Raw genomic sequence first — 22,802 nt, 5'->3', positions numbered from 1 at the left:
GATCAATTCTTTTACCTGAAGCGCTGAATACAGGCGGCAATCTGGAACGAACATTGCTGCTTCAACGGCAGACTTCGGAGACTGTCGTGATTCAACTCAATCCAGATACTGCACACCCGCCCTGCGCACTTCCAAGAGTTGCCTGTGAGCGGTCAAATGATCCGTTCCTTCAATCGAGAATTCTTCCTGACTGGATGCAGGACTACACCCAGCTCTCCTGCGGCAACTTTGAAGGCGGCGTCGCGCGTGCGTCTCTTGGACGAGTCCAAGTGTTCAGGGAATGGATCAATCAAGCCGTCGATCAACGCTCGGTCGCTGACACCGATGTCGTGATGATTGGTGTCACCTTGCATGAAGGAACATGCTCCTGGCAGAACAGGGAAATGCAGGCCGACTCGTTATTCATCATGCGCCAAGGTGAAGAAGCCCGTTTCTGTGCGACAACCAAGTCCGACATCCTTGCGGCGACCATTGACGTGTCATTCCTGAACACGCTGTCCCAGGGCCTTTACGGGGTGAGCGCCGACCGCCTGGTCAACGGCGCCTGCCTGCTCAAAGGCGATACACAGGGGATCGCTCGATACAAATCCTTGCTGCTATCAGGCCTGGGTTCAGCCGTGGCGTGCCCGGACTCGATCGACAGTGAGGCCACGCGCCTGCAACTCTGCGAGGATGTCGCCGTCGCGGCACTGGAAGCGATGGGCAGTTTGTCCCATACCTCATCCTCTTCACCGCGCGATCATCGGGTTCATCGAGCGATGGTAGACAGGGCACGCGCTTTTATTTTGAGCCAGCCCGCTGCCAACCATTCAGTGGAGGCCTTGTGCGAACACTTGCACATGAGCAGGCGTGGGTTGCATAGCGCATTCATCCAGGTGGTGGGTGTCAATCCTTGCACCTATATCCGCCAGGTTCGCTTGCACGGCGCCCGCAAAGACATTTTAAGTAGCGTGCCCACGGTGTCCGAAGCAGCCATGCGCTGGGGGTTTTGGCACTTTGGAATGTTCTCCCATTACTACAAAAACCAGTTTGGAGAGTTACCTTCGGAAACGTACCGTAACCCGCCCAGTGTAGGAATGGGGACCTGGCCCACACTGAGTTGATCGAGCAGCCCAGCGACAAAAATATGAATATATTTCCAAGCGAAACATAACTATTATTTGCGCATGATCAAAGAACTGAAAACCCTTATCGCCGTAGCGAGGGAAGGCACGTTTGCAGCCGCGGGCAGCAAAATCGGCCTGACTCAAGCAGCGGTGAGCGCGCAGATGCAACGCCTTGAGGCCGAGCTCGGGGTCGAGTTGTTCGACCGTAAAGGGCGTTCGGCGCAACTCAATCAGATGGGGCATCAAGTACTGGCGCAAGGCCAGGAACTGGTACTTCAGTTTAAAAATCTGGGCACCAGCTCGGTGGGCCTGCCGGCCAGCGTTCCGGTGACTATCGGCGCGATTGCATCGGTTCAACGCTCTTATCTGCCGGAAGCGCTGGCTGAATTTCACCAGCGCTCCCCGGCCTGCAGAACACGCGTCATACCGGGCCTTTCGATGGAGTTGGTGAATCAGGTCGACTCGGGTGAGATCGACATGGCCGCAATCATCCGCCCACCCTTTTCTCTTCAAAGCGATCTGCGCTGGACCACCTTGGCGCGCGAACCGTATCGACTGATTGTCCCGGTCGATATGCCAGGAGACGATTGGGCCGAGTTGGTCTCGACCCAGCCCTTTATCCGCTACGACCGTTCATCTTTTGGCGGGCGCCAGGTTGATCGGTTCTTGCGACAGACCCATTTTTCATTGCATGAAGTCTGCGAACTCGATGAGCTCGATGCGATCATCAAGCTGGTCGCAAACGGCGTCGGTGTGGCCCTGGTACCGGAAACGGCCACCCGCAAGGAGTGGCCTGCTGAAGTGCGCGCGATCGACCTGAAACAACGTACGTTCCATCGCGATATCGGCCTGGTGCATCGCGCGCGCCGCAGCCTGAGCGAACCAGTGAAGTTACTGGCGCAACTGATTACCGAGCAAGCGGTGAAAAAACACTAGAGGGGTCGCGAGGCTTAGTCTTTGACCTTGCGCGCGCGGACCAGCGTCCACCGCCCACGCTCATCCAGGAACTTGCGCCCCGAATGGTTGATGAACCCCAACAGCACGCCCAGGCAAAGCGTGACCATGATGTAAAACCACTTGTCCGGCCCGACAAAGAACGTACACGCCACGGCACCAAACATCATCGGAATATTTGAAAACAGCCCCCATGGGGTGAACAGCAGGTGCGTCGCGCACAGCGCTATGGTGACCAGGCCAACCGAAAGTGCAGACGCCACCAGCGGGTGCAATCCCTCATGTGCGAACAGCGAATCCAGGTAAATAAAAACGAGCCCCCATACCACTCCCGCCACCGCACTCAGGCAGGCGTCCGCGAGTTTGTCGGCTCTGGCGCCACCGCTCAGGTAGATGGGCAGCGCAACAAAGGTGCACGGCAGCGCGCCCAATAAACCGAGCGGGCTCATCAGGTACAACAGCACGTAAAGCCCTACGGTAATACCGATCCACATACTCAAATTCAATGAGAATCTTGTCGACATCCTATTCACTCCTGCAACGCGTTTATTGTTATTTGTCGTGCATCAGGCGCTTCTGGAAAACATCGATTTGTGTATCTTTATCGCGTGCGAACGTCAGCCAGGCCTCATTGATCATGAGGCCTGGCTTTGTTGGCTCAACACTCAGCGACGCAGGCCTGCCTGCTTCAGCAATGGCATTACCCGCTCATTAAAAAACGGCAGTTCTTCGTTGTAATCAACCATGGTCAATAACGTACCGTCGACCCCGGTTTTCTTCAGGTCGATCAGGCCTTGTGCCACTTGCTCAGGCGAACCAATCAGTGGATAACCGCCCCAGCCCGCGATGAAGCGTTCCTTGAACTTCGCGTACATCTCTGCGGAGTGGTTCTGCGATTGAACTTGCAGCACATCGGCCAGGTTGTCGCACGCCACGCGGTCGCCCTTTTCTTTGACGTAGTAGCCGTAGTATTCGCGCGCTTCTTTTTCCGTTTCTCGCACAATCACCGGACACGAGGTAAAGGTCCCCAGTTCGCGGCCAAACTTGGAGCGGGCCAGGTCCTTGACGTGCTTGACCCAGGCTGCGCCTTTCTCCATGTCCTGCATGAAGCCGAAGTTGAAATCACAGTGCTTGGCCGTGAAATCCAGACCTTTACCCGACGACCCGGCGCAGATCATCACCGGGCGCCCCGCCTTGTTGTAAGGTTTGGGCTCCATGACGGCGTCTTTGGTCCTGTGGAAGTCACCGTTGTAATCCACACCATTACGCGCCCACAACGCAGCAACGATATCCATCCATTCATCCGCGTATTCGTAGCGCTGGTCGTGCTCCATCATCTCGCGACCAAACATCTCCATTTCCGGGGTAAACCAGCCGGTCACCAGGTTCAAGCCAAAACGGCCCTTGGAAATATGGTCGATGGTGGTCGCCATTTTAGCCGCGACGATTGGGTGAATAGTGGGCACGTGGGTGGTGGAGAAAAACTGCAGCTTGGTGGTAACTGCAGCCATCGCAGCGGCCCAGGTGAACGTCTCCATGTTGGTGCCGTTGAAGTTGGTCTCACCACCGAAACCACGCCAACGCGCGATAGGCACCATGCACTCCCAACCCGCCGCTTCCAGCTGCTGAGCGATCTTTACGTTGTGCTCGAAGGTCGGCTCAAACGTGGATTCAGCCGTGGTGATTGCGCAGGCGTTCGAGCAGTTGGTTCCGAACACACCCAATTTCAGCGCGTTGTCGTTGAACATAGGATTGCCGGTTTCGTGAAAGCGTTCTTGCATGTCCATTTCACATTCCTCTTTTTATTGTTGTTGATGCTTACGGAGCGCTGGGTCAGACGCCCATATCGTCAAACACTTCCTGCGCCAGGCGGAAGCCATCAATCGAAGCCGGAACACCACAATAAATCGCCACCTGGAGCAGTACTTCGCGAATTTCTTCTTTGCTCAAACCATTATTGATCGCGCCGCGCACATGCAACTTCAACTCATGGGGGCGGTTCAGTGCCGAAATCATGCCCAGGTTCAGGAACGAGCGTGTACGACGATCCAGACCCGGACGATTCCAAATAGCGTCCCAGCAATACTCGGTCACCAACTCCTGCACCGGCCAGTTAAAATCCGTGGCCTTTGCAATGGAACCATCCACATAAGCTTCACCCAGCACTTCACGGCGGGTCTTGAGGCCATCATGGAAACGCTCGGAAAGTTGGTTGCCATCGGGCGAAGTAATTTTTGCTTGGCTGTTCATTTCATCTTCCTCGGGGTGAGTTAATACCTTGGCGACCGAATGACTGCCTACACAGCCATCGCGCCAAAGTGTTACGGTTAAAAATTCTGGGTTGGAGCTATGCCACCAAACTGGGCCTTACTTGTTTAGTGCTAACAGCATTCGCTGCTTTCCACACAATCAACTCTGCAATCGAAATAATAATGAGTTCATGCTGTTGTGCGAAAACGTCCAGATCAGCACGACGCGCCATGCTGCCGTCGTCCTTGAGGATCTCGCAGATCACACCTACCGGTGACAACCCTGCCAGCTCAGCAAGGTCCACAGCCGCCTCGGTGTGACCAGCGCGCTCTTCAACGCCACCATTGCGGGCGATCAGCGGAAAAATATGCCCTGGCCTTGAAAGTGCCTGCGCCGTCGTGTCATCCGCAGCGAGCGCTCGAAGCGTTAACGCGCGCTCCGCCGCTGAAACGCCGGTGGTGACGCCTGCTATCAAATCGACAGAAACGGTGAACGCGGTTTTCATGGAGTCGGTGTTGCGCTCCACCATCAGCGGTAATTCCAGGCGCCGAGCAATGCGTTCAGGCATCGGCGCACAGACGATCCCACGGCATCGGCTGACCATAAACGTCAACGCCTGCGTGGTGGCGAACTCGGCAGCCATCACGACATCACCTTCGTTTTCGCGGTTCTCGTCATCCACCACGATCACCATCCCGCCGGTGGCGATGACTTCCAGTGCTTTCTCAATCGTTGCAAAGCCCATAACAACCTCTACGGTCTCAAGTCTCAGGAGATATCACTTGATCGCGGCGGATCTGGCGAAGCGTCCGTCTTCGTACAAAAGGGGCGAAATATCCGGCCGAGTGTCGACCCACAGCACTCGGCCGAAAATCACATCGTGAGAGCCGATGGTCGCAACTTCACACACCTCGCACACCAGCGCCGCCTGCGCGTCGGCCAGCACCGGCACGCCGTGCTCCTCGACCCACTGGCCATGCTCAAAGCGCTCCTGCCCTTTGAGCTGGCCGCTGAAAATCGGCACCAGATCGACGTGGGAGAGGTGCAGCATATTCACCGCAAAGCGACCGCTCACCTCCAGCGCGGTACTGATGGAGGCCGAGCGATTGACGCAGACGAGGATGGTGGCGGGATCGGCAGTGACCGACTGCACCGCCGTCGCAGCCATACCGAACGGCTGGCCCAGGTGGCGCGTGGTGATCAGCGAGATGGTCGATGTCAATCGACGCATCGCCAGTTTGAAGTCGTTAACGAGTTCTTTTTCTTGTTGTTGTTCTTTCATGTCTGCCTCTTCCAAGGAGTCCCATGGGGTGTTGGAATGAAAACCTACAGATCGTCAGACAATCTGTCAAAATATTTTGCATGATTGACAGATTGTCTGACGACTTTTATAAGTGATCGAGAATTTAATTCAACGAGGGACACACCCATGCCACGCACGCTGTATGGCCATATGAAATCCAGCAACGTCATGAAAGTCGTCTGGCTGATGGACGAGCTGGGGCTCGACTACGAGAGGATCGACTTGGGCAATGTCTTCGGCGGGCTTGAAGAGGACGATTACCGCGGGATGAACCCCACCAGTCTGGTTCCAACCCTGGTCGACGGTGACTTTACGATCTGGGAAAGCAACGCAGTGATGCGCTACCTGTGCAACGCTTATGCACCGACCAGCCCCCTCTACCCGGCGGCGCCCAAGCTACGTGCGTTGGTCGACCAGTGGCTCGATTGCCAACAGACACAGCTCACCCGACCACAGACCGTGGTGTTCTTCCAGTTGATTCGCACCGCCCCGGAAAAACGCGATACATCCGCGTTGGAAACCGCGATTGGCGAAGCCGGCAAGGTCTGGGGCTGGATCGAACAGCGCCTGGCCACACATGAGTACGTCTGCGGGCAAACGATGACCATCGCCGACATTGCCTGGGCCGTGCACGCACACCGGTGGCTGAACATGGACTTCGACCGAGCGGAGCTGCCCAACCTCAAGGCCTGGTACGCAAGGATGCTCAAGCATGAATCCTACCGTCAGAAATGGGCCGGCCCGGTGGTTTGAACAGAGAGATGAGCGCTATGGAATTAAACAATAAGGTCTGCATCGTCACGGGCGCCGCCAGCGGCATTGGTAAAGCGGTTGCCACTTTGTTCGCAGAAAACGGTGCCTCGGTGATTGTCGCCGATGTGAACATTGAAGCCGCGCGCGCTACCGCAGAGGAGATCGGTGCCTTTGCCGTCGCTTGCAATGTGGCGGTTAATGCTGACGTAGAATCGATGGTGGAAACGGTGTTAGAGCGTTTTAGCCGTATCGATGTATTGGTCAACAATGCCGGCTTCGGCATGACCGGCAACGTGGTCACCATTGAAGAAGAGGATTGGGACCGCCTGATGTCGGTCAACCTCAAAGGCATGTTTCTGTGCGCCAAGCATGTCGTGCCCGTGATGGCTGCGCAAAAGTCCGGTTCCATCATCAATACCACGTCTTATACGGCCACCAGCGCCATTGCCAACCGTACTGCTTATGTTGCCTCCAAGGGCGGCGTGTCCGCGCTCACACGTGCGATGGCACTGGACCATGCGGCCGATGGCATTCGCGTGAACGCCGTCGCGCCGGGCACCATCGACAGCCCCTACTTCGACCGGATTTTCGCCCAGTCAGATAATCCGCAGGCGCTGCGTGCAGCTTTCGATGCACGCGCCGTATTGAATCGAATGGGTAAACCGCAGGAAATCGCCGAAGCCTTCCTGTTTCTCGCCTCCGACCGCTCACGTTTTGCGACCGGCAGCATCCTGACCGTGGATGGCGGCTCTTCGATCGGCAACCACCTGGTTGACTGACCTATACCTGTGACCTTTGCCCGGTGAATGCCGGGCTTTTTTTGCACACGAATAAACCAAAGCCGCCGGCCACACGAAAGGTACGACCGACGGCTTGTTCACGCTTAATCAGGCGTTTTTCAGCCCTTTTTGCTGTGCAACATGGGCTAGCCCCTGGATCAGATAAGACCGAAAATGATCCGGATGTTCAGTCATCGGGAAATGCCCCAGCCCATCCATCACCAGGTGTAACGAACCCGGTATCAACTCAGCCAGTTTGGCACCGTCCGCCGGCGTCGCCGAGTAATCATAAGTGCCCGAAAGCAGCGCCACCGGTGTACGACCAGCATCGATCCGCGGCGCGGTCACGGCCCCGTCGAACTCGTCGCTGTAGAACGCCAAGTCACCGGGGTAGACACCTGGCCCGCCCTGGGAGTAAATCCAGCTGGCACGGCGCCGATCCTCGACAGGGCTGGTCGGGCTCATCAAGCCTCGCACATACGCGCCATTGTGCAGCCCACCGTGAACCTGCACATGATTCTGGTAAGGGTTGCGACGGCCGCGCGACTGAAAGGGCGGCTCCAACGCCACCACACCGATCAGTTGCTCCGGGTGTTCGGCCGCCAACACCAGGGACATTGCCGCGCCCATGGAGCCACCGACCACGATAGCCGGCGTGCCGATCACCTGTTCAATAAAGGCCGTGCACCATTGTTGATAACGTTCGCTGGTCAGCAGGTACGGTGCCCCATCCCACGTTCGCGGTGGCATCGACTTACCATGGAACGGCAAATCAATCGCATACATACGAAATTGCTGCGCCATCTGGACGTCCGCCATCTGCGCGAAATACTGCCGCCCATCAGCACCTGCAGTGTGCAGGAACAGCAAGGGGACGCCCTCCCCGGCCACTTCGTAATACATCTCGTAAGCCTGCCCCGCCGCGTGTACCTCGGCATACCGGCCTTGAATCTGGGAAAGGGACCGCTCGACGGCGCCGGCCGGGGTAGCAGGGGTCAGGGTGACCAGCTCGAACAAACGCTCGAGAAACGGTCGCGCCTGGGCAATCAGTTGTGCATCGCCGCTCACCTCAAATGCCGGGTTGGCAATCTGCAGCGCTGTAAAGCTGTGGTAAGTGGCAGCCGGCGGAGTAGACAACACGCTCGCCCACTCAGGTTCATCGGCCTCGATGCGGATTGTTGGCTCACCTGTAAAGCCTTTGAATAGTCGCCCGTCGACAACACTCAGACCAATGGATTGCCCGCCCACTCTGAACTCGACAGCCACCGATAACCCGGGCGCAAGTCGACGCAACTCGGGGTCCGGGTAAGCGTCAACCAGCCGCTCATTCAAACTGATGAAAGTCATTATTTTTCTCCTGCGTCACTGTTGCAGTGCCGCGTCATCACGTCAGTGTCCTACCGCCCAAAGTGGGCTGCATAGAGTGCAAACCGGTGCGCATTTATCAACTGCCAGGCGACAGGATAAAGGCGACACCACGCCGTGATGAATATCTAGATTTGCAGACAATCTGTCAATCGGACAAAGTTATGCTTCCTCCTCGACACTCTCCAGATAGCTGATAGCAACATTGGCCGAAAGCTGGATATGCTTGCGACAGGCCTCCCCCGCCCTGGCGCCGTCTCTGGCTTTGATCGCCGCCACAATCTCTTTGATCTCCTCAACCGAGTGCTGGAGCCTACCCGGTTGAGTCATGGACATCGCCCGCAACAGCGTGATGCGGTTGTGCAGGGTCGTCAGCATCTGCACGATAAAGACGTTGTTACTGCCTTCCATCAAGCACACGTAGAACTGGGTCTTCGCTTCGATCAGGGCATCACGTGCAACGCGTGTGCTATCCAGGTCGCGATCAGGATATTGCCAGTACTGTTGGGCGCGAAACTCGAACATCGCAGCGGCTTCCTCCAGTCGTCGGATCTGCGCATCTGTACCGAGCAAGGCGAATTCTTGGCCGGAAAAACTCTCCAGCAGACCGCGCACGGCATAGAGCTGACGCGTTTCATCCAGGGAGATTTTATTTACCGACGGCCCTTTGTGAGGGTTGCAGGTAATCAAGCCTTCCGCCTCGAGTTGGCGCAGTGCCTCGCGAATGGAGGTACGCCCCACCCCTGTCATCTCACACAGTTCACGTTCGACCAAGCGCTGCCCAGGGCGCAAAACTCCGGTGGAGATAGCTTCCCGAATCTTGTCTTCCACCAACAAACGCAGGGTCGCGCCACGCTTGGGCACTTGAAGGCTTGATTCACTCATCGACGCACTCTCCTCATACGAATCTTCTTTCTCAGGGCTGCTCACGGGTCAGCAGGCGAGCTCGGCGACATCGGGTGTCGAAACTCGCTGCTCCCGGAACCTGAGATTGTCTGATTGTATGTGAACTACGCAACCTACAGCTACAAAAAGGCAGCTTTGCAGGCACGACCATGCCCTCAGCCAAGTAGCAGCAGAGACGATCGATGAACGCTGATGTGTGATAAGCGTACTTTTAAGGGGCGTATAGCGCGCCCCTTGCTTCGCTATTTAGCAATCGAGGTCACGCCCCTCCCCCTGGGATCGGACACGGGTTCAGGTACGCCGTGTTCCACCTTGATCGCCTGGATATCACCATTGAAGCCCTGGTTTGCGAGGTTATACCCTGCGGCCTCAACATCCGGTGCCAGTTGCCCGGAAATCGGCGCATAGGGTTCCCAGAAGATCGTATTGGCAGGCAGCAGTTGGTGGTGAAAACGCATGGCACCCACCGCGTCTTTCAGCCCCATGTGGAAGTCATATACGTTACTGACGACTTGGAAGATGGACGTGAAAATCCGCGAGCCGCCCGGTGTACCAATGACCAGGGCGACCTTGCCGTCCTTCAGGAAAATCGTTGGAGTCATCGAGGACAATGGCCGCTTTCCAGGTTCAATGGCATTGGTGTCGGTGCCGACGACGCCCATCTGATTGGGCACCCCTGCCAGCGCTGAAAAGTCATCCATCTCATCATTGAGCAAAATGCCGGTTTTTTCCGCGACGACGCCGGAGCCGAAAAAGCCATTGAGCGTGTACGTGTTGGAAACGGCATTGCCCCATTTATCGACGATTGAGAAGTGCGTCGTCTGGGGTTTTTCCGGCGATTCGATATTCAGACCGGCGACGACCTTATTGGTGTCCGAAGGGACCGACAAATTGACCTGCGACGCCCGGCCAGCCAGGTAGTGTTCATCGATCAATTCATGCACCGGCACGGTGTAAAAATCCGGATCACCCAGGTACTGCGCCCGATCGGCAAACACCCGCTTTTCGATCTCCGCCACCAGGTGCATATAGCGCGCGGAATTGAGCGGCACGCCCTTGAAATCATCGCGGCGCATCTCTTTCATCTTCAACAGTTGCACCAGCGCGACCCCGCCGGAGCTGGGTGGTGGAGCGGTGACGATTTGAAAGCCATTCCAATTGGCCTGTATGGGCTCTCGCCAAACGGCTCTGTAGTCGGCGAGATCCTGCGCGCTGATCAGGCCGCCATTGGCACTCATATCGGTCACGATCAACGCAGCGGTTTTACCGGCGTAAAAGCCTTTCGGTCCCTGCGCGGCGATGCGCTTGAGAACCGCCTCAAGTTCGGGCTGCTTGAAGGTGGTACCGGCCTGCAGTTTGCCGAAATGTTCAGCGAAGTTGGTTTTACCGGCGAAGCGTTTAGCGTTTTCGCTTGCAGCAATACTGGCCAGTGCGTCATCGACGACGAAGCCATGGTGCGAATAGCCAATGGCCGGCTCGATCAGCTGCGCCCATTTGAGCTTGCCAAAGCGCTTGTGAGCCTCCCACAGTCCGGCGACCGTTCCCGGCACGCCCACCGACCGGTGGCCGATCACACTGCCTTGCGGTTGGTCGGCAGCAATCACTTTTTTACCCGAGCTGTCGACGAACATGTCTCGCGTCGCTTTCAGCGGCGCACGCTCGCGGTAATCGAGAAAGTAGGGTTTGCCCTTGAAGTAGACGGTCATGAAACCGCCGCCGCCGATATTCCCGGCTTCGGGGTACGTCACGGCCAGCGAAAAGGCAACGGCGACGGCCGCATCTACGGCATTCCCGCCTTTGGCAAAAATTTCGTTGGCGGTGTCCGCAGCCAATTGGTCAGGTACGGCCACGGCAGAATGCGTCAACGCGGTGCGTGGGCTGGCGACCGCCAGTTGATAAGTTCCCATAAATAGCAACACCATCCCTAGTGCGACGCAGCAACGCGTCCGATAGAACACTGATTTCTTGCACATAGACCACCTGTTTTTTTTATAAATAATGGCAGCACAGTGGCAACTAACAGGGCGCGATTCTTTATCTGAACCGAGCACCCCGGCGCCTTAAAAGAATGAATACGCAATAACTTCTTATTGGTTTTTCAGCCAAAAAAAGAGCCCTCGACGCGGCTAACGTGGAAGGCTCTTGTGTGTCGCTGATTAAGCGTTCTGCTCGACCCCTACTGAGCTTTTTCGCTCCAGTGGGGCTTTCTCCCACTTGGCGATAACCAGAGGTGCAATTGCATTACCCAGCACGTTCAAGGTGGTGGTGCCGCTGTCGATGATCCGGAAGATCCCGGCAATCAACGCGACCCCTTCCAGCGGCAGCCCCGCAGAAGCCAAGGTGGCCGACAGGATGATGATGGCGAACCCAGGTACACCCGCAGCGCCCTTGGACGTCAGCACCATCGTGACCACCAGCAAAATTTGCTGAGTCAGTGACAGGTCGATGCCATAGAGTTGGGCAATAAAGATCGTCGCCACACCGAGGAAGATCGAAGCACCGTCCAGGTTGAACGCATAACCCACCGGCACCACGAAGCTGACGATTCGCCGAGGTACGCCGTAGGCTTCCAGCTTGGTCATCAACTGCGGCATGACGGCCGCAGACGCCGCACTGGAGAAGGCCAGAATCAGCTCATCACGGAAGTACTTGATCAACTTGAAGACGTTTTCGCCGATCAGGTAGCAGATGCCGCCGAGCATCACTAGCGCAAAGGTAATCAGCGCCAGGTACACCACACCGATCAACATGAGCAGCGGCAGCAACGACGCAAATCCGAAGGTCGCTACAGTGGCGCCGATCATGCCGAATACACCGATCGGTGCGTAGGCCATGACAAACGACACAACTTTGAACATTGCATCGGAGAAGCCCTGCACCACCGCAATAACCGGTGCGCTTTTCTCTTTAGGCAAGGTGTTCAACGCCATACCCAGCAGCACGGCAAAGAACAGCACCGACAACAACTTGGCTTCCGACATCGCGACAATCACGTTATCGGGCACGATGTTTTGCAGGATGATCAGCGCGCCTTTCGACGGTTCCATGTGCACGGCTGCCGCGTTGTGGGCGATCCCTGCGATTTCGGTGCCTTTGCCCGGCTCGAACAGGTTGGCGAAGCACAAGCCAAGCACGATGGCGAGGCTGGTGATTGCAAAGAAGTAGATCAACGACTTTGCGCCCATGCGCCCAAACGATTTGTTATCACCGCCCCCGGCAATGCCAAGGATCATGCAGCAGAAAACAATTGGCACGACGACCATCTTCATCATCTTGATGAAGATATCCCCGAGCGGTTTAAGGATTTCGGTACTTACCCATACTTGATTTTCCGGGTGGGTATTGAAATACCAACCCACGAGCACGCCAAGCAACAGCCCGGCAACGATTTGCCAAACTAAGGGGATACGTTTCATGTCTAGCCTTTTTGTTGGAATGAAAGGACTGCTTTAAGCAGTAGCTAGATTCATGAGCTTCCAGCTCATTTATGTGTTCCTGGCGCACTCTTTGATGTGCGCCAGGTTTTTATTATTTAGCGAAGAGCTGGCTCATATCCTTGAACGCCTTGAACTCCAACGCATTGCCGCACGGGTCGAACAGGAACATGGTGGCCTGTTCGCCGACCTGGCCCTGGAAGCGGATGTAGGGTTCGATCACAAACTGGGTCTCACGCGCTTTCAAACGTTCGGCCAGGGCCTCCCATTGCGCCCACTCCAGGATGATGCCGAAGTGCGGAACCGGCACGTCGTGGCCGTCTACGGGGTTGCTGTGCACGCTTTCCTGCGAAGCAGTTTTTGGGTGCTCATGGATGACCAACTGATGGCCGTAGAAATCGAAGTCGACCCACTGGTTGCTGGAGCGACCTTCGGAAAGACCGAACACCTCACCGTAGAAGTGACGTGTGGCGGCCAAGTCATACACAGGGATTGCGAGGTGGAAAGGAGAAAGACTCATCAGGACTCCGATAACAACTTTTTATTGGTTTGTGGTGCCGGACACCGTGGTCGCTGCCCGGCGGCTTTTTGAAGGTGGATTTATGCTAAGGCCGCTCCACCTTAAAAAAAATCAATATAAATTTTTCACAAACACAATTTTATTTTGTTAATTGGCAATCTCTGCTTACTGTTCCCAACCCGCTTGAATCGCATGTGTAATTTGATCGACAAACACCCTTGTCTTCGTCGGAACCAGCCGCCCCGGAGGCATCACGGCGTAGATGCCTCCCGCTTCGGCCCCCTCCCATTGGGTCAGTACTTGCACAAGCTTGCCATCGCGCACCGCCGCGCCAGCCAGCCAATCAGGCGTGAGAATGATCCCAACACCTTCTACCGCCGCCTGTAAAAGCGACTCCGAACTGTCGGATATCAGCGGCCCCGTCGGTCGAAAAGTCTTTTGCTGGCTGCCGTTTTTCAGCACCCAATCCGGCCAGCTGGAGAGGCTGCAGAATCCCAGGCACGCATGCTCGGCCAACCCTTCAAGGGTTTGGGGCAGGCCATGGGACGCGATGTAGCTGGGCGCGGCATATAGCCGATTGCGAAAAGGCGCGATCTGTTTGGCTACCAGCGTGCTGTCGCGCAGAACGCCGACGCGAATCGCCACATCGAAGCCTTCCGCCACGACATCCACGAACCGATCAGCAAAGCGTGCATCCACACGGATTTTCGGGTGCTGGGCAATAAACGCAGGCAGCAGCGGCGCAACCCATCGACGGCCAAAGGTGATGGGCAGTGACACCCTGAGCAAACCCTGAGGGCTGGTGGCGAAGTTACTCGCCTCCTGGGTAGCGCCGTCCAACTCATCCAGCAATGCGCGAACCCGTTGGTAATACAGCGTCCCCACCTCGGTCAGCGCCACGCGCCGCGTGGTCCTGGAGAGCAAACGTATACCAAGGCGCTCCTCCAACTGCCCGACCCGACGCGAGACAATCGTAGCGTCGCGCCCTATCACTTTGGCCGCTTCAGTGAAGCTGAGCGCTTCCACCACTGCCACAAACGCCGCCAACTCATCCAGCGTCACGCGGCCCAACAACTCGTGCATTTTTTGCATGATAGTTATTCACCGTCCAATGATTATCTCCAATTATGCAACTGTTAGCCTGCGTGCAACATCCAAACCTGATAGAGAGATAACCGTTATGAAGACTTTTCTAAGCATCGGCACCGGGCCTGGCATTGGCTATGAAACTGCTGCACTTTTCGCCCGTGAAGGCTTCCGGGTCGTACTCAGCGCGCGCAACCTGGACAACACCCAGGCACTGGTAAAGCGCCTGCAGGATGCGGGCTATGAGGCTTACGCCGAGCAGGTCGATGCCGCAGATCCGCAGGCTATCGCACAGTTGGTCGAACACACGCACGCACGCTTTGGCGGTCTCGATGAAACGCACTACAACGCCGCGATCATTCGCCAAGCAACCCTTGCCGAGCAGCCGCTCGACACCTTCAACCACGACCTTAACGTCAACATCGGTGGCGCACTGGCCGCAGCGCAGGTCAGCCTCAACCTTATGTACGCGCGCAAGAGCGGCACACTCCTGCTGACGGGTGGCTTCTTCGGCATCGAACCGAATGCAGATTATCTTTCGTTGAGTCTGGGAAAGGCCGGTATTCGTGCATTGACGGCAGGCCTCTTCGAGTCGGCCAAAACCCACAACGTGCATGTGGCCACGGTCACTGTGGCCGCGTTCGTCGAACCGGAATCCGAGGAGGCGGTTGGCATTGCAAAGGCGTTCTGGGACCTGCACAACCAGAAACCGTCGAACTGGACCGCAGAAGTCACCTACTCGCGTTAATTCCTGACGTAACACCGCACAGCCTTCCAGTGAGCACCGCCAAAAGCCGTGCTCACTTTGCGTTTCAACGCCTGTGTTCTCAACGCTGAAGCCTCGCAGCGACCCGCGGCGATGTTAAATATTGTTAAATCAAAAAAATAACTTCACATAATCTGATCATTGGTGGATTATCTATTCAACCCGCATGACACCCTGACAAAAAAACAAAACAGGATGGCAACGATGATCGACACCTCCCCGAATAAGCTTCCCGCCCCTTACCTGTATCTGGACGATCGCCTGCACCTCTGCGGCGCCCACGTACCCACAGCCTTGCTACGGAGCCTCCATGAATAACAAGAATGTTGGTGTTATCGGCTTAGGCGCGATGGGGCTGGGCATTGCCCGCTCGTTGTTGCGCAGCGGCTTCAACGTGCATGCCTGTGATGTGCGAGAAACCGTCACGCAGCAGTTCGCCAGTGAAGGGGGCGTTGCCTGCAGCTCGCCTGTCCAGATGGCCGCCGCGTGCGATGTGATCATCACCGTCGTGGTCAATGCCGAACAAACCGAGACGGTCCTGTTTGGTGAACATGGCGCCGTCGCCGCCTTGCGCCCTGGCAGCCTGGTGATTGGTTGCGCCACGGTGGCCCCTACCTACGCGGTAGACCTGGGCCAGCGCTTGATCAACGCAGGGTTGCTGTACCTGGATGCACCGATCTCCGGTGGTGCAGCCAAAGCGGCGGCCGGTGAGATGACCATGATGACTTCCGGCCCAGCCGAGGCTTATGCAAAAGCCGATGACGTGCTCACGGGCATGGCCGGCAAGGTCTATCGTCTGGGCGATGCCCATGGCCTGGGCTCAAAGGTAAAGATCATCAACCAACTGCTGGCCGGCGTGCATATCGCCGCTGCCGCAGAAGCCATGGCACTGGGGCTGCGTGAAGGCGTCGAGGCCGATGCACTGTATGAAGTGATCACCCACAGCGCGGGCAATTCCTGGATGTTCGAGAACCGCGTGCCACACATTCTCAAGGCTGATTACACGCCGCTCTCGGCCGTCGATATTTTCGTCAAGGACCTGGGCCTGGTGCTGGATACCGCACGGGCCAGCAAGTTTCCGCTGCCATTGTCAGCCACCGCTCACCAGATGTTCATGCAGGCCTCCAGTGCCGGGTTCGGGCGTGAGGACGATTCGGCGGTGATCAAGATTTTCCCTGGCATTGAGCTCCCGACTGCCAAGACCGAAACCGAATAAGGATTGCCCATGAACCTACCTAGCGCACGCCCGTTGCTGGGCTGCATCGCCGACGACTTCACCGGGGCCACAGACCTGGCCAATATGCTGGTGCGCGGCGGCATGCGTACTGTGCAGAGCATCGGTATCCCCAGCGATGAAGTCGCTGCGACGCTGGATGCCGATGCGATCGTGATTGCGCTGAAGTCGCGTACTGTCCCGGCGGCGCAGGCGGTAGCCGACTCCCTGGCAGCCCTTGAATGGCTGCGCGCACAAGGGTGCGAGCAGATTTTCTTCAAGTACTGCTCCACCTTCGACTCGACGGCCGCCGGCAATATCGGCCAGGTCAGCGAGGCCCTGCTCAAGGCGCTGGACAGTGATTTCACCCTGGCCTGCCCGGCGTTTCCGGAAAATGGCCGGACCATTTTCCGCGGTCATTTGTTTGTGCAGGATCAACTGCTCAATGAGTCAGGCATGCAGCACCACCCGCTGACCGCGATGACCGACGCCAATCTGGTCCGCGTACTGCAATCACAAACCACACAAAAGGTTGGCCTGCTGCGCTACGACACCATCGCCCAAGGTGTGTCACACGTGCGCGAACGGATTGCAGAGCTGCGCGCCCAAGGCATAGGCATGGCCATCGCGGATGCCCTCAGTGACCAAGACCTGCACACCCTCGGCAGCGCCTGCAGTGATCTGCCGCTGTTAACCGGCGGTTCCGGCCTGGCCTTGGGCCTTCCCGACAACTTCCGCCGGGCCGGCAAACTTCGCGACTTCGATCCAGCCTCCTTACCTACCGTACCCGGTGGCGAGGTGGTGCTGGCAGGGAGCGCGTCGATTGCCACCAACGGCCAAGTCGCCGCGTGGATCGAAGCCGGACGACCGGCGCTGCGCATCGACCCTCTAGCCCTGGCGGCGGGTGAGTCGGTAGTGGCGGATGCCGTGGCGTTTGCCCTGAGCAACCCACACACCGTACTGATCTATGCCACCAGCCCTGCGGATGAACTCAAGGCGGTGCAACAGCAACTAGGCGCCGAACGCGCAGGCGAATTGGTAGAGAACGCCCTGGGAGAAATTGCCCAAGCCCTACGTCAGGCCGGCGTAAGACGCTTCGTGGTCGCCGGCGGTGAAACCTCTGGCGCCGTAGTCACCGCCCTGGGCGTGCGCCTACTGCAGATTGGCACGCAGATTGATCCTGGTGTTCCCGCGACCCTCAGCAACACTGCCGAACCGCTGGCGCTGGCCCTCAAGTCGGGCAATTTCGGCGGTAGAGACTTTTTCGACAAAGCACTTAAGCAACTGGCAGGAGGTGCGCAATGAGCAACGAAAACGCCTTGCGCGAAGAGATCTGCATCGTCGGTCACAGTCTTTATCAGCGAGGGTACACAGTCGGCAGCGCTGGCAACATCAGCGCGCGCCTGGATGACGGCTGGCTGATCACGCCAACCGATGCGTGCCTGGGCCGCCTTGACCCTGCGTTGATCGCCAAGGTCGACCTTACGGGCAAATGGGTCTCTGGCGACAAACCGTCAAAAACCCTGGCCTTGCATCGCCAGGTTTACGATCGCAACCCTGGCGTCGGTGGTGTGGTGCATACCCATTCCACACATTTGGTGGCCCTGACGCTTGCCGGTGTTTGGGGCCAGGATGACATCCTGCCCCCGCTGACGCCGTACCAGGTGATGAAGGTCGGGCATATCCCGCTGATCAACTATCAACGCCCCGGCGCGCCCGATGTGGCGGACCAGGTCGCACGCCTCGCCAACAGTGTGCGTGGCGTAATGCTCGAGCGCTTGGGCCCGGTGGTCTGGGAAAGCTCAGTTTCCAAGGCCAGTTACGCCCTCGAAGAACTCGAAGAAACCGCACGCCTGTGGCTGATGAGCAACCCGCGTCCGGCGCCGCTGGATGCTGCAGCGCTGGCCGAGCTTAAAAGCGTTTTCGGCGCGCACTGGTAGGCACCGTTTCCACCCGCAACACCCTTAACAATAAAAACAACAGGACCTTCCAGCATGACCACTATCAAGTTTCGTGTTGATGTTTGCAGCGACAAAAAACCATCCTGCGTTTTCCATGAAGGGCCGCGCTCATGAGCCCGCTTATCCTGATGGCGACCGCAGGCCTAGGCATCGCCTTGCTGCTGTTCCTAGTGCTCAAATACAAATTCCAGCCGTTCGTGGCGCTGATGTTGGTCAGCATTATGGTGGCCCTGGTGGCGGGAGTTAAACCTGCCGATCTGGTCGCCACCATTGAAGGCGGCATGGGCAAGACCCTCGGCCACATTGCGATCATCATTGCCTTGGGCGCGATGATCGGCCGCATCATTGAGTTGTCGGGCGGTGCCGAGGCGCTGGCCAAGACCCTGATTGAACGCTTCGGTAATCGACGCACGCCCCTTGCCTTGACGATTGCCGGTTTCATTATCGGCGTGCCGGTGTTCTTCGAGGTGGGGGTGATCATCCTCATGCCGCTGGCCTACGGTGTGGCTCGTCGCGCTCGCAAGCCGTTGCTGATGTTCGCGTTGCCGATGTGCGCAGCGCTGCTTACGGTGCATGCATTTCTGCCACCGCACCCAGGTGCGGTCGCCGCCGCCAGCCAACTGGGTGCGGACCTGGGCCGGGTGCTGATGTTCGGGCTGCCGCTGACGGCGTTCCTGTGCTACGTCGGCTATCGCGTGGCGGGGCGCATGACGCGCCGCTTCTACCCGATGTCCGATGATATCCGCGCCGAAGTCTACGGCCCGCACGTCACCAACGACGACCTGCGCGCCTGGCAAGACGGCAAAACCCAAGAGGCGCAACAAGGTGCAGAGACCGTCTCGCACATGGGCCTGGAGGAATCCACCAGCAGTATCGTGGCCAAGCTGCCACCCGCCCCTGCGCCGGGTTTCGGCTTGATCGTCAGTTTGATCCTATTGCCGATCGTGTTGATTTTGCTGGGTACGCTGGCGACGTCACTGCTGCCTGTCGAATCAACCCTGCGCGGCATCATGACCGTGCTCGGTGCGCCCCTGGTGGCGCTGCTGCTCGACACCTTGCTGTGTGCCTGGCTGCTCGGTTCCCGTCGCGGCTGGAGCCGTACCCAGGTCTCCGATGTAATTGGCTCGGCGCTGCCGGGTGTGGCCATGGTGATTTTGATTGCGGGTGCCGGTGGCGTATTCGGCAAGGTACTGGTGGATACCGGCATCGGCGCGGTGGTCTCCGACCTGCTGCGTACCACCGGGCTGCCGGTGCTGGCCCTGGGCTTTTTGCTGACCATGTTGCTGCGCGCCGTGCAAGGCTCCACCACCGTGGCGCTGGTAACCACCGCAGGTATCATCAGTCCGTTGATCGCCACGCTTAACCTGACGCCCAACCACATGGCCCTGCTGTGCCTGGCTATGGGCGGTGGCGGGCTGGCGATGTCGCACATCAACGACGCCGGCTACTGGATTTTCACCAAGCTGGCCGGCCTCAACGTGGCAGACGGCCTGCGGACCTGGACGGTGATCACCACCCTCCTCGGCACGCTCGGCTTCCTTATCACCCTGTTGATCTGGCCTTTTGTCTGATCGTTTTTCATCAGGAGTTCACATGCCTCGCTTTGCTGCCAACCTAAGCATGCTTTACCCCGAACACGCTTTTCTGGAGCGCTTCGCAGCGGCTGCGGCCGATGGTTTTGATGCCGTGGAGTATCTGTTCCCCTACGAATACAGCGCCCAGGTACTCAAACAGCACCTGAGCGACAACGGCCTGGTTCAAGCCCTGTTCAACGCGCCGCCCGGCGACTGGGCGGCGGGCGAACGCGGCATCGCCACCCTGCCGGGCCGCGAAAGCGAATTTCGCGCCGGCTTCGACCGTGCCCTGGAATACGCCGCCGTGCTAGGCAATACCCGCATCCACGTGATGGCCGGCCTGCTGCCCTCGGAGCAGCACCGTGAGCGCCATCACGCGGTGTACCTCGAGAACCTGGCTTACGCCACCGCCCAAGCACGTCAGGCTGGCGTGACGGTGTTGCTGGAACCGATCAACACTCGCGACATGCCGGGGTTTTTCCTCAACCGACAGGACCAGGCACACGCGATCTGCAAGGAGGTCGGCGCAAGCAATTTGAAGGTGCAGTTTGACTGCTATCACTGCCAGATCGTCGAAGGTGATTTGGCGGTCAAACTGCTTCGCGACATCAACGGCATTGGCCATATTCAGATTGCCGGCGTACCCGACCGACACGAACCGAACCTGGGTGAATTGAACTACCCCTACCTGTTCGAGCTGATTGACGAGTTGGGCTACGACGGCTGGGTCGGTTGCGAATACCGCCCCAAGAGCGATACCTCGGCAGGGCTGCAATGGTTGCGGGACTGGAAAGCGCGCTAAGTGATCAAGCCCCTGCATACCTTGGTGCGCACGGGCTCCTAAAACAAAAACAATAGGAAATACCCATGCATAGATTCAGTCCACGGCCCGCGGTCGGGCTGTTGTTGTCCCTGGCGTTGATCAGTTCCGCCGTCGGCGCCGCGTCGTTACCGGCCGCGACCGAGGGCGATTGGATCGCCCCGCAGTTCACCTTTCACACCGGTGAAAAACTCGCCAACCTCAAACTGCACTACATCACCCTCGGCAACCCCAAGAACCCCGCCATCCTCTACCTGCATGGCACCTACCGGCCCGGCAGCGATGTGCTGAGCAAGGATTTTGGCGGCGAACTGTTCGGCTCCGGGCAGCCGCTGGACGCCAGCAAGTACTACATCATCTCCACCGACGGCATCGGCGTGGGCCAGTCCAGCAAACCCTCCGACGGCCTGCGCGCAAAGTTTCCCGAGTACAACTACACCGACCTGGTTCAAGCCCAGTATCGATTGGTTACCGAAGGCCTGGGGATCAAGCACCTGCGGCTGATCATCGGCAACTCCATGGGCGGTATGCAAACCTGGATGTGGGGCCAGACCTGGCCGCAGATGATGGACGCGCTGGTGCCCATGGCGTCCCAACCCACCGAGATGTCATCGCGCAACTGGATGATGCGCCGTTTGCTGGTGGAGTCGATCAAGCAAGACCCGGCCTGGAACAACGGTAACTACAGCGCGCAACCGCCGTCCCTGCGCCTGGCAAACGCGATGTTCAGCGTTGGCACCAGCGGCGGCACCCTCGCCTATCAGGCGGCGGCACCGACCCGAGCGCTGGCCGACAAGTTGGTGGATGAGCGCTTGAATGCCGCGCAAACCGCAGACGCCAATGACTTCATCTACCAATGGCAATCTTCCGCCGACTACAACGCAGCCCTCGGTCTGAACAAGATCCAGGCGCCGGTGCTGGTCATCAACTCGGCGGACGATGAGCGCAACCCTCCGGAAACCGGACGGTTGGAAGCGTCGATGAAAGAGCTCAAGCACGCACGGCTGCTGCTCATCCCTGCCAGTGCCGACACCCGTGGCCATGGCACCACGAGCATGGCGAAGTTTTACAGCAAGGAGCTGGGGCAATTCATGCAAGAGACTGAAAAGGCGCGTTAGGCTGGCTGGGGGTCGGACGGCAACATCAATTCGACCCCTTGCTTGCGAATCCCATCCGCCGCCGCAGGCGCCAATGCGTCATCACTGATGATCACATCGAACTGCTCCAACCCGGCAATTTTGTACATGCTGAACGTGCCGTACTTGGAGCTGCTGGCCACCAGCACCACTTGGGACGCCGATTGCATGGCCACCTGCTTGACCTCCACCTTCAGCGCCGACGGTGTGGTGATGCCGCGTCGCAGGTCCCAGGAGCTGGTCGAGATAAACGCGATATCCGTCACCACCTGACGCAGTGTCGTCACCGCCAGGCCGCCGACACAGGAATGATTGGAATGGTCGAGCTGCCCACCGGTATGAATCACCGTCACGTGGGGTGCATCCATCAACGCCTGAACCACGCCGAAGTCATTGGTCACCACCGTCATGCCACTGAGCAGTTTGATATAGGGCACGATCTCCAGGGTGCTGGTGCCGGCATCCAAATAAATAGTCATGTCCGCCAACAGGAGACGGGCCGCGAGTTTGGCCATCGCTTGCTTCTGCGGCAACTCAACCACGGCCTTGACCTGGTGGCTGGGCTCACTGTGAAGCTGGCTGGCAATGCGCACACCGCCCGTCACCGAATACGCCAGGCCTTCCTGCTCAAGCAACGCGATATCGCGGCGCACCGTCATGTGTGAGCAGTCGAACATCTCCATCAACTGGTGAACACTCAGCACATGCTGTTTGCGCAACTGACGCAAGATCAACTCGCGACGCTGTTCAGGAATCATCGGCGCGCCGCTTTCGGCGGCCACGTTCTTCTGGCTTGGCATTCGGTGCTCCAAAGGCTTGGATCGGGTGGCGGTGATTGGCGTACATAGTAGCGAATCCACCCGCCGATCTGTAACT

23 protein-coding genes are annotated in these 22,802 nt (G+C 58.0%); 11 read left to right on the top strand and 12 right to left on the bottom strand.

Annotated elements, in window-relative coordinates; all coding sequences use genetic code 11:
* Window positions 1-86: 86 nt before the first annotated feature.
* Together KUA23_RS14670 and KUA23_RS14665 are read left to right on the top strand one after the other, a co-directional pair.
* Complete coding sequence (locus KUA23_RS14670) at window positions 87-1,103, top strand: helix-turn-helix domain-containing protein (RefSeq protein ID WP_252994225.1); 1,017 nt, start codon at window positions 87-89, stop codon at window positions 1,101-1,103.
* A 63-nt stretch (window positions 1,104-1,166) separates the two neighbouring features.
* Window positions 1,167-2,042, top strand: a complete 876-nt coding sequence (locus KUA23_RS14665) for a LysR family transcriptional regulator (protein ID WP_034105475.1) — start codon at window positions 1,167-1,169, stop codon at window positions 2,040-2,042.
* Window positions 2,043-2,056: 14 nt separating this feature from the next.
* Here the strand turns inward: KUA23_RS14665 and KUA23_RS14660 are convergent, their stop codons facing one another.
* From KUA23_RS14660 to KUA23_RS14640, 5 genes are all read right to left on the bottom strand, one after another.
* The gene (locus tag KUA23_RS14660; RefSeq protein WP_252994224.1) at window positions 2,057-2,584 is read right to left on the bottom strand and encodes a DUF1097 domain-containing protein; all 528 of its coding nucleotides are present in this window, start codon (window positions 2,582-2,584) and stop codon (window positions 2,057-2,059) included.
* Window positions 2,585-2,725: 141 nt separating this feature from the next.
* Window positions 2,726-3,847 (bottom strand): LLM class flavin-dependent oxidoreductase, encoded by a 1,122-nt coding sequence (locus KUA23_RS14655; RefSeq protein ID WP_252994223.1) that lies wholly within the window; start codon window positions 3,845-3,847, stop codon window positions 2,726-2,728.
* A 46-nt stretch (window positions 3,848-3,893) separates the two neighbouring features.
* Complete coding sequence (locus tag KUA23_RS14650) at window positions 3,894-4,310, bottom strand: carboxymuconolactone decarboxylase family protein (RefSeq protein ID WP_034105481.1); 417 nt, start codon at window positions 4,308-4,310, stop codon at window positions 3,894-3,896.
* A 97-nt stretch (window positions 4,311-4,407) separates the two neighbouring features.
* Complete coding sequence (ribB, locus tag KUA23_RS14645) at window positions 4,408-5,055, bottom strand: 3,4-dihydroxy-2-butanone-4-phosphate synthase (RefSeq protein WP_052211106.1); 648 nt, start codon at window positions 5,053-5,055, stop codon at window positions 4,408-4,410.
* 33 nt (window positions 5,056-5,088) lie between these two features.
* Complete coding sequence (locus tag KUA23_RS14640) at window positions 5,089-5,592, bottom strand: flavin reductase family protein (protein WP_034105483.1); 504 nt, start codon at window positions 5,590-5,592, stop codon at window positions 5,089-5,091.
* Between the two features lie 147 nt (window positions 5,593-5,739).
* Here KUA23_RS14640 and KUA23_RS14635 point away from each other — a divergent pair, with 147 nt between their 5' ends.
* A complete protein-coding gene (locus KUA23_RS14635) occupies window positions 5,740-6,366 on the top strand; it encodes a glutathione S-transferase family protein (RefSeq protein WP_252994222.1) in 627 nt (208 codons plus the stop codon).
* A gap of 17 nt (window positions 6,367-6,383) precedes the next feature.
* Window positions 6,384-7,145: an SDR family oxidoreductase gene (locus KUA23_RS14630; protein WP_034105487.1), complete on the top strand. Its 762-nt coding sequence runs from the start codon at window positions 6,384-6,386 to the stop codon at window positions 7,143-7,145.
* 108 nt (window positions 7,146-7,253) lie between these two features.
* Here KUA23_RS14630 and KUA23_RS14625 read toward each other — a convergent pair whose 3' ends face one another.
* The 6 genes from KUA23_RS14625 to KUA23_RS14600 form a co-directional block, all read right to left on the bottom strand.
* Window positions 7,254-8,492, bottom strand: coding sequence for an alpha/beta fold hydrolase (locus KUA23_RS14625; RefSeq protein WP_034105489.1), 1,239 nt, complete (start codon window positions 8,490-8,492; stop codon window positions 7,254-7,256).
* A gap of 180 nt (window positions 8,493-8,672) precedes the next feature.
* Window positions 8,673-9,395: a GntR family transcriptional regulator gene (locus KUA23_RS14620; protein WP_034105491.1), complete on the bottom strand. Its 723-nt coding sequence runs from the start codon at window positions 9,393-9,395 to the stop codon at window positions 8,673-8,675.
* A gap of 263 nt (window positions 9,396-9,658) precedes the next feature.
* The gene (ggt, locus tag KUA23_RS14615; RefSeq protein WP_252994221.1) at window positions 9,659-11,323 is read right to left on the bottom strand and encodes a gamma-glutamyltransferase; all 1,665 of its coding nucleotides are present in this window, start codon (window positions 11,321-11,323) and stop codon (window positions 9,659-9,661) included.
* Window positions 11,324-11,572: 249 nt separating this feature from the next.
* Complete coding sequence (locus KUA23_RS14610) at window positions 11,573-12,832, bottom strand: cation:dicarboxylate symporter family transporter (protein ID WP_252994220.1); 1,260 nt, start codon at window positions 12,830-12,832, stop codon at window positions 11,573-11,575.
* A 112-nt stretch (window positions 12,833-12,944) separates the two neighbouring features.
* Entirely contained in the window at window positions 12,945-13,370 is a 426-nt protein-coding gene (locus KUA23_RS14605) for a VOC family protein (protein WP_034105497.1), read from the bottom strand.
* A gap of 165 nt (window positions 13,371-13,535) precedes the next feature.
* Entirely contained in the window at window positions 13,536-14,462 is a 927-nt protein-coding gene (locus KUA23_RS14600) for a LysR family transcriptional regulator (protein ID WP_034105499.1), read from the bottom strand.
* Between the two features lie 88 nt (window positions 14,463-14,550).
* Between KUA23_RS14600 and KUA23_RS14595 the strand changes: the two genes are divergently transcribed.
* The 7 genes from KUA23_RS14595 to KUA23_RS14565 all read left to right on the top strand — a co-directional run bounded on the left by KUA23_RS14595 (window position 14,551) and on the right by KUA23_RS14565 (window position 21,908).
* Complete coding sequence (locus KUA23_RS14595; protein WP_252994219.1) at window positions 14,551-15,204, top strand: SDR family oxidoreductase; 654 nt, start codon at window positions 14,551-14,553, stop codon at window positions 15,202-15,204.
* 274 nt (window positions 15,205-15,478) lie between these two features.
* Window positions 15,479-16,438 (top strand): L-threonate dehydrogenase, encoded by a 960-nt coding sequence (ltnD, locus tag KUA23_RS14590; RefSeq protein ID WP_256997329.1) that lies wholly within the window; start codon window positions 15,479-15,481, stop codon window positions 16,436-16,438.
* Between the two features lie 9 nt (window positions 16,439-16,447).
* Window positions 16,448-17,740: a 3-oxo-tetronate kinase gene (otnK, locus tag KUA23_RS14585; RefSeq protein WP_032885516.1), complete on the top strand. Its 1,293-nt coding sequence runs from the start codon at window positions 16,448-16,450 to the stop codon at window positions 17,738-17,740.
* Complete coding sequence (otnC, locus tag KUA23_RS14580; RefSeq protein WP_122681350.1) at window positions 17,737-18,375, top strand: 3-oxo-tetronate 4-phosphate decarboxylase; 639 nt, start codon at window positions 17,737-17,739, stop codon at window positions 18,373-18,375. The genes otnK and otnC overlap by 4 nt, the downstream gene beginning before the upstream one ends.
* 131 nt (window positions 18,376-18,506) lie before the next feature.
* The gene (locus KUA23_RS14575) at window positions 18,507-19,967 is read left to right on the top strand and encodes a GntT/GntP/DsdX family permease (RefSeq protein WP_032885519.1); all 1,461 of its coding nucleotides are present in this window, start codon (window positions 18,507-18,509) and stop codon (window positions 19,965-19,967) included.
* A gap of 22 nt (window positions 19,968-19,989) precedes the next feature.
* On the top strand, window positions 19,990-20,772 hold the full coding sequence (otnI, locus tag KUA23_RS14570) for a 2-oxo-tetronate isomerase (protein WP_122753774.1): 783 nt from the start codon (window positions 19,990-19,992) through the stop codon (window positions 20,770-20,772).
* 65 nt (window positions 20,773-20,837) lie between these two features.
* Entirely contained in the window at window positions 20,838-21,908 is a 1,071-nt protein-coding gene (locus KUA23_RS14565) for an alpha/beta fold hydrolase (protein WP_252994218.1), read from the top strand.
* On the opposite strand, the gene KUA23_RS14560 is transcribed toward KUA23_RS14565, so the two are convergent.
* Complete coding sequence (locus KUA23_RS14560; RefSeq protein WP_252994217.1) at window positions 21,905-22,726, bottom strand: DeoR/GlpR family DNA-binding transcription regulator; 822 nt, start codon at window positions 22,724-22,726, stop codon at window positions 21,905-21,907. The genes KUA23_RS14565 and KUA23_RS14560 overlap by 4 nt on opposite strands.
* Window positions 22,727-22,802: the final 76 nt, after the last annotated feature.

Origin of the sequence: Pseudomonas pergaminensis (genome assembly GCF_024112395.2) — a bacterium.
Classification (GTDB): domain Bacteria; phylum Pseudomonadota; class Gammaproteobacteria; order Pseudomonadales; family Pseudomonadaceae; genus Aquipseudomonas; species Aquipseudomonas pergaminensis.
This window is presented reverse-complemented; position numbering and strand designations above follow the sequence as displayed.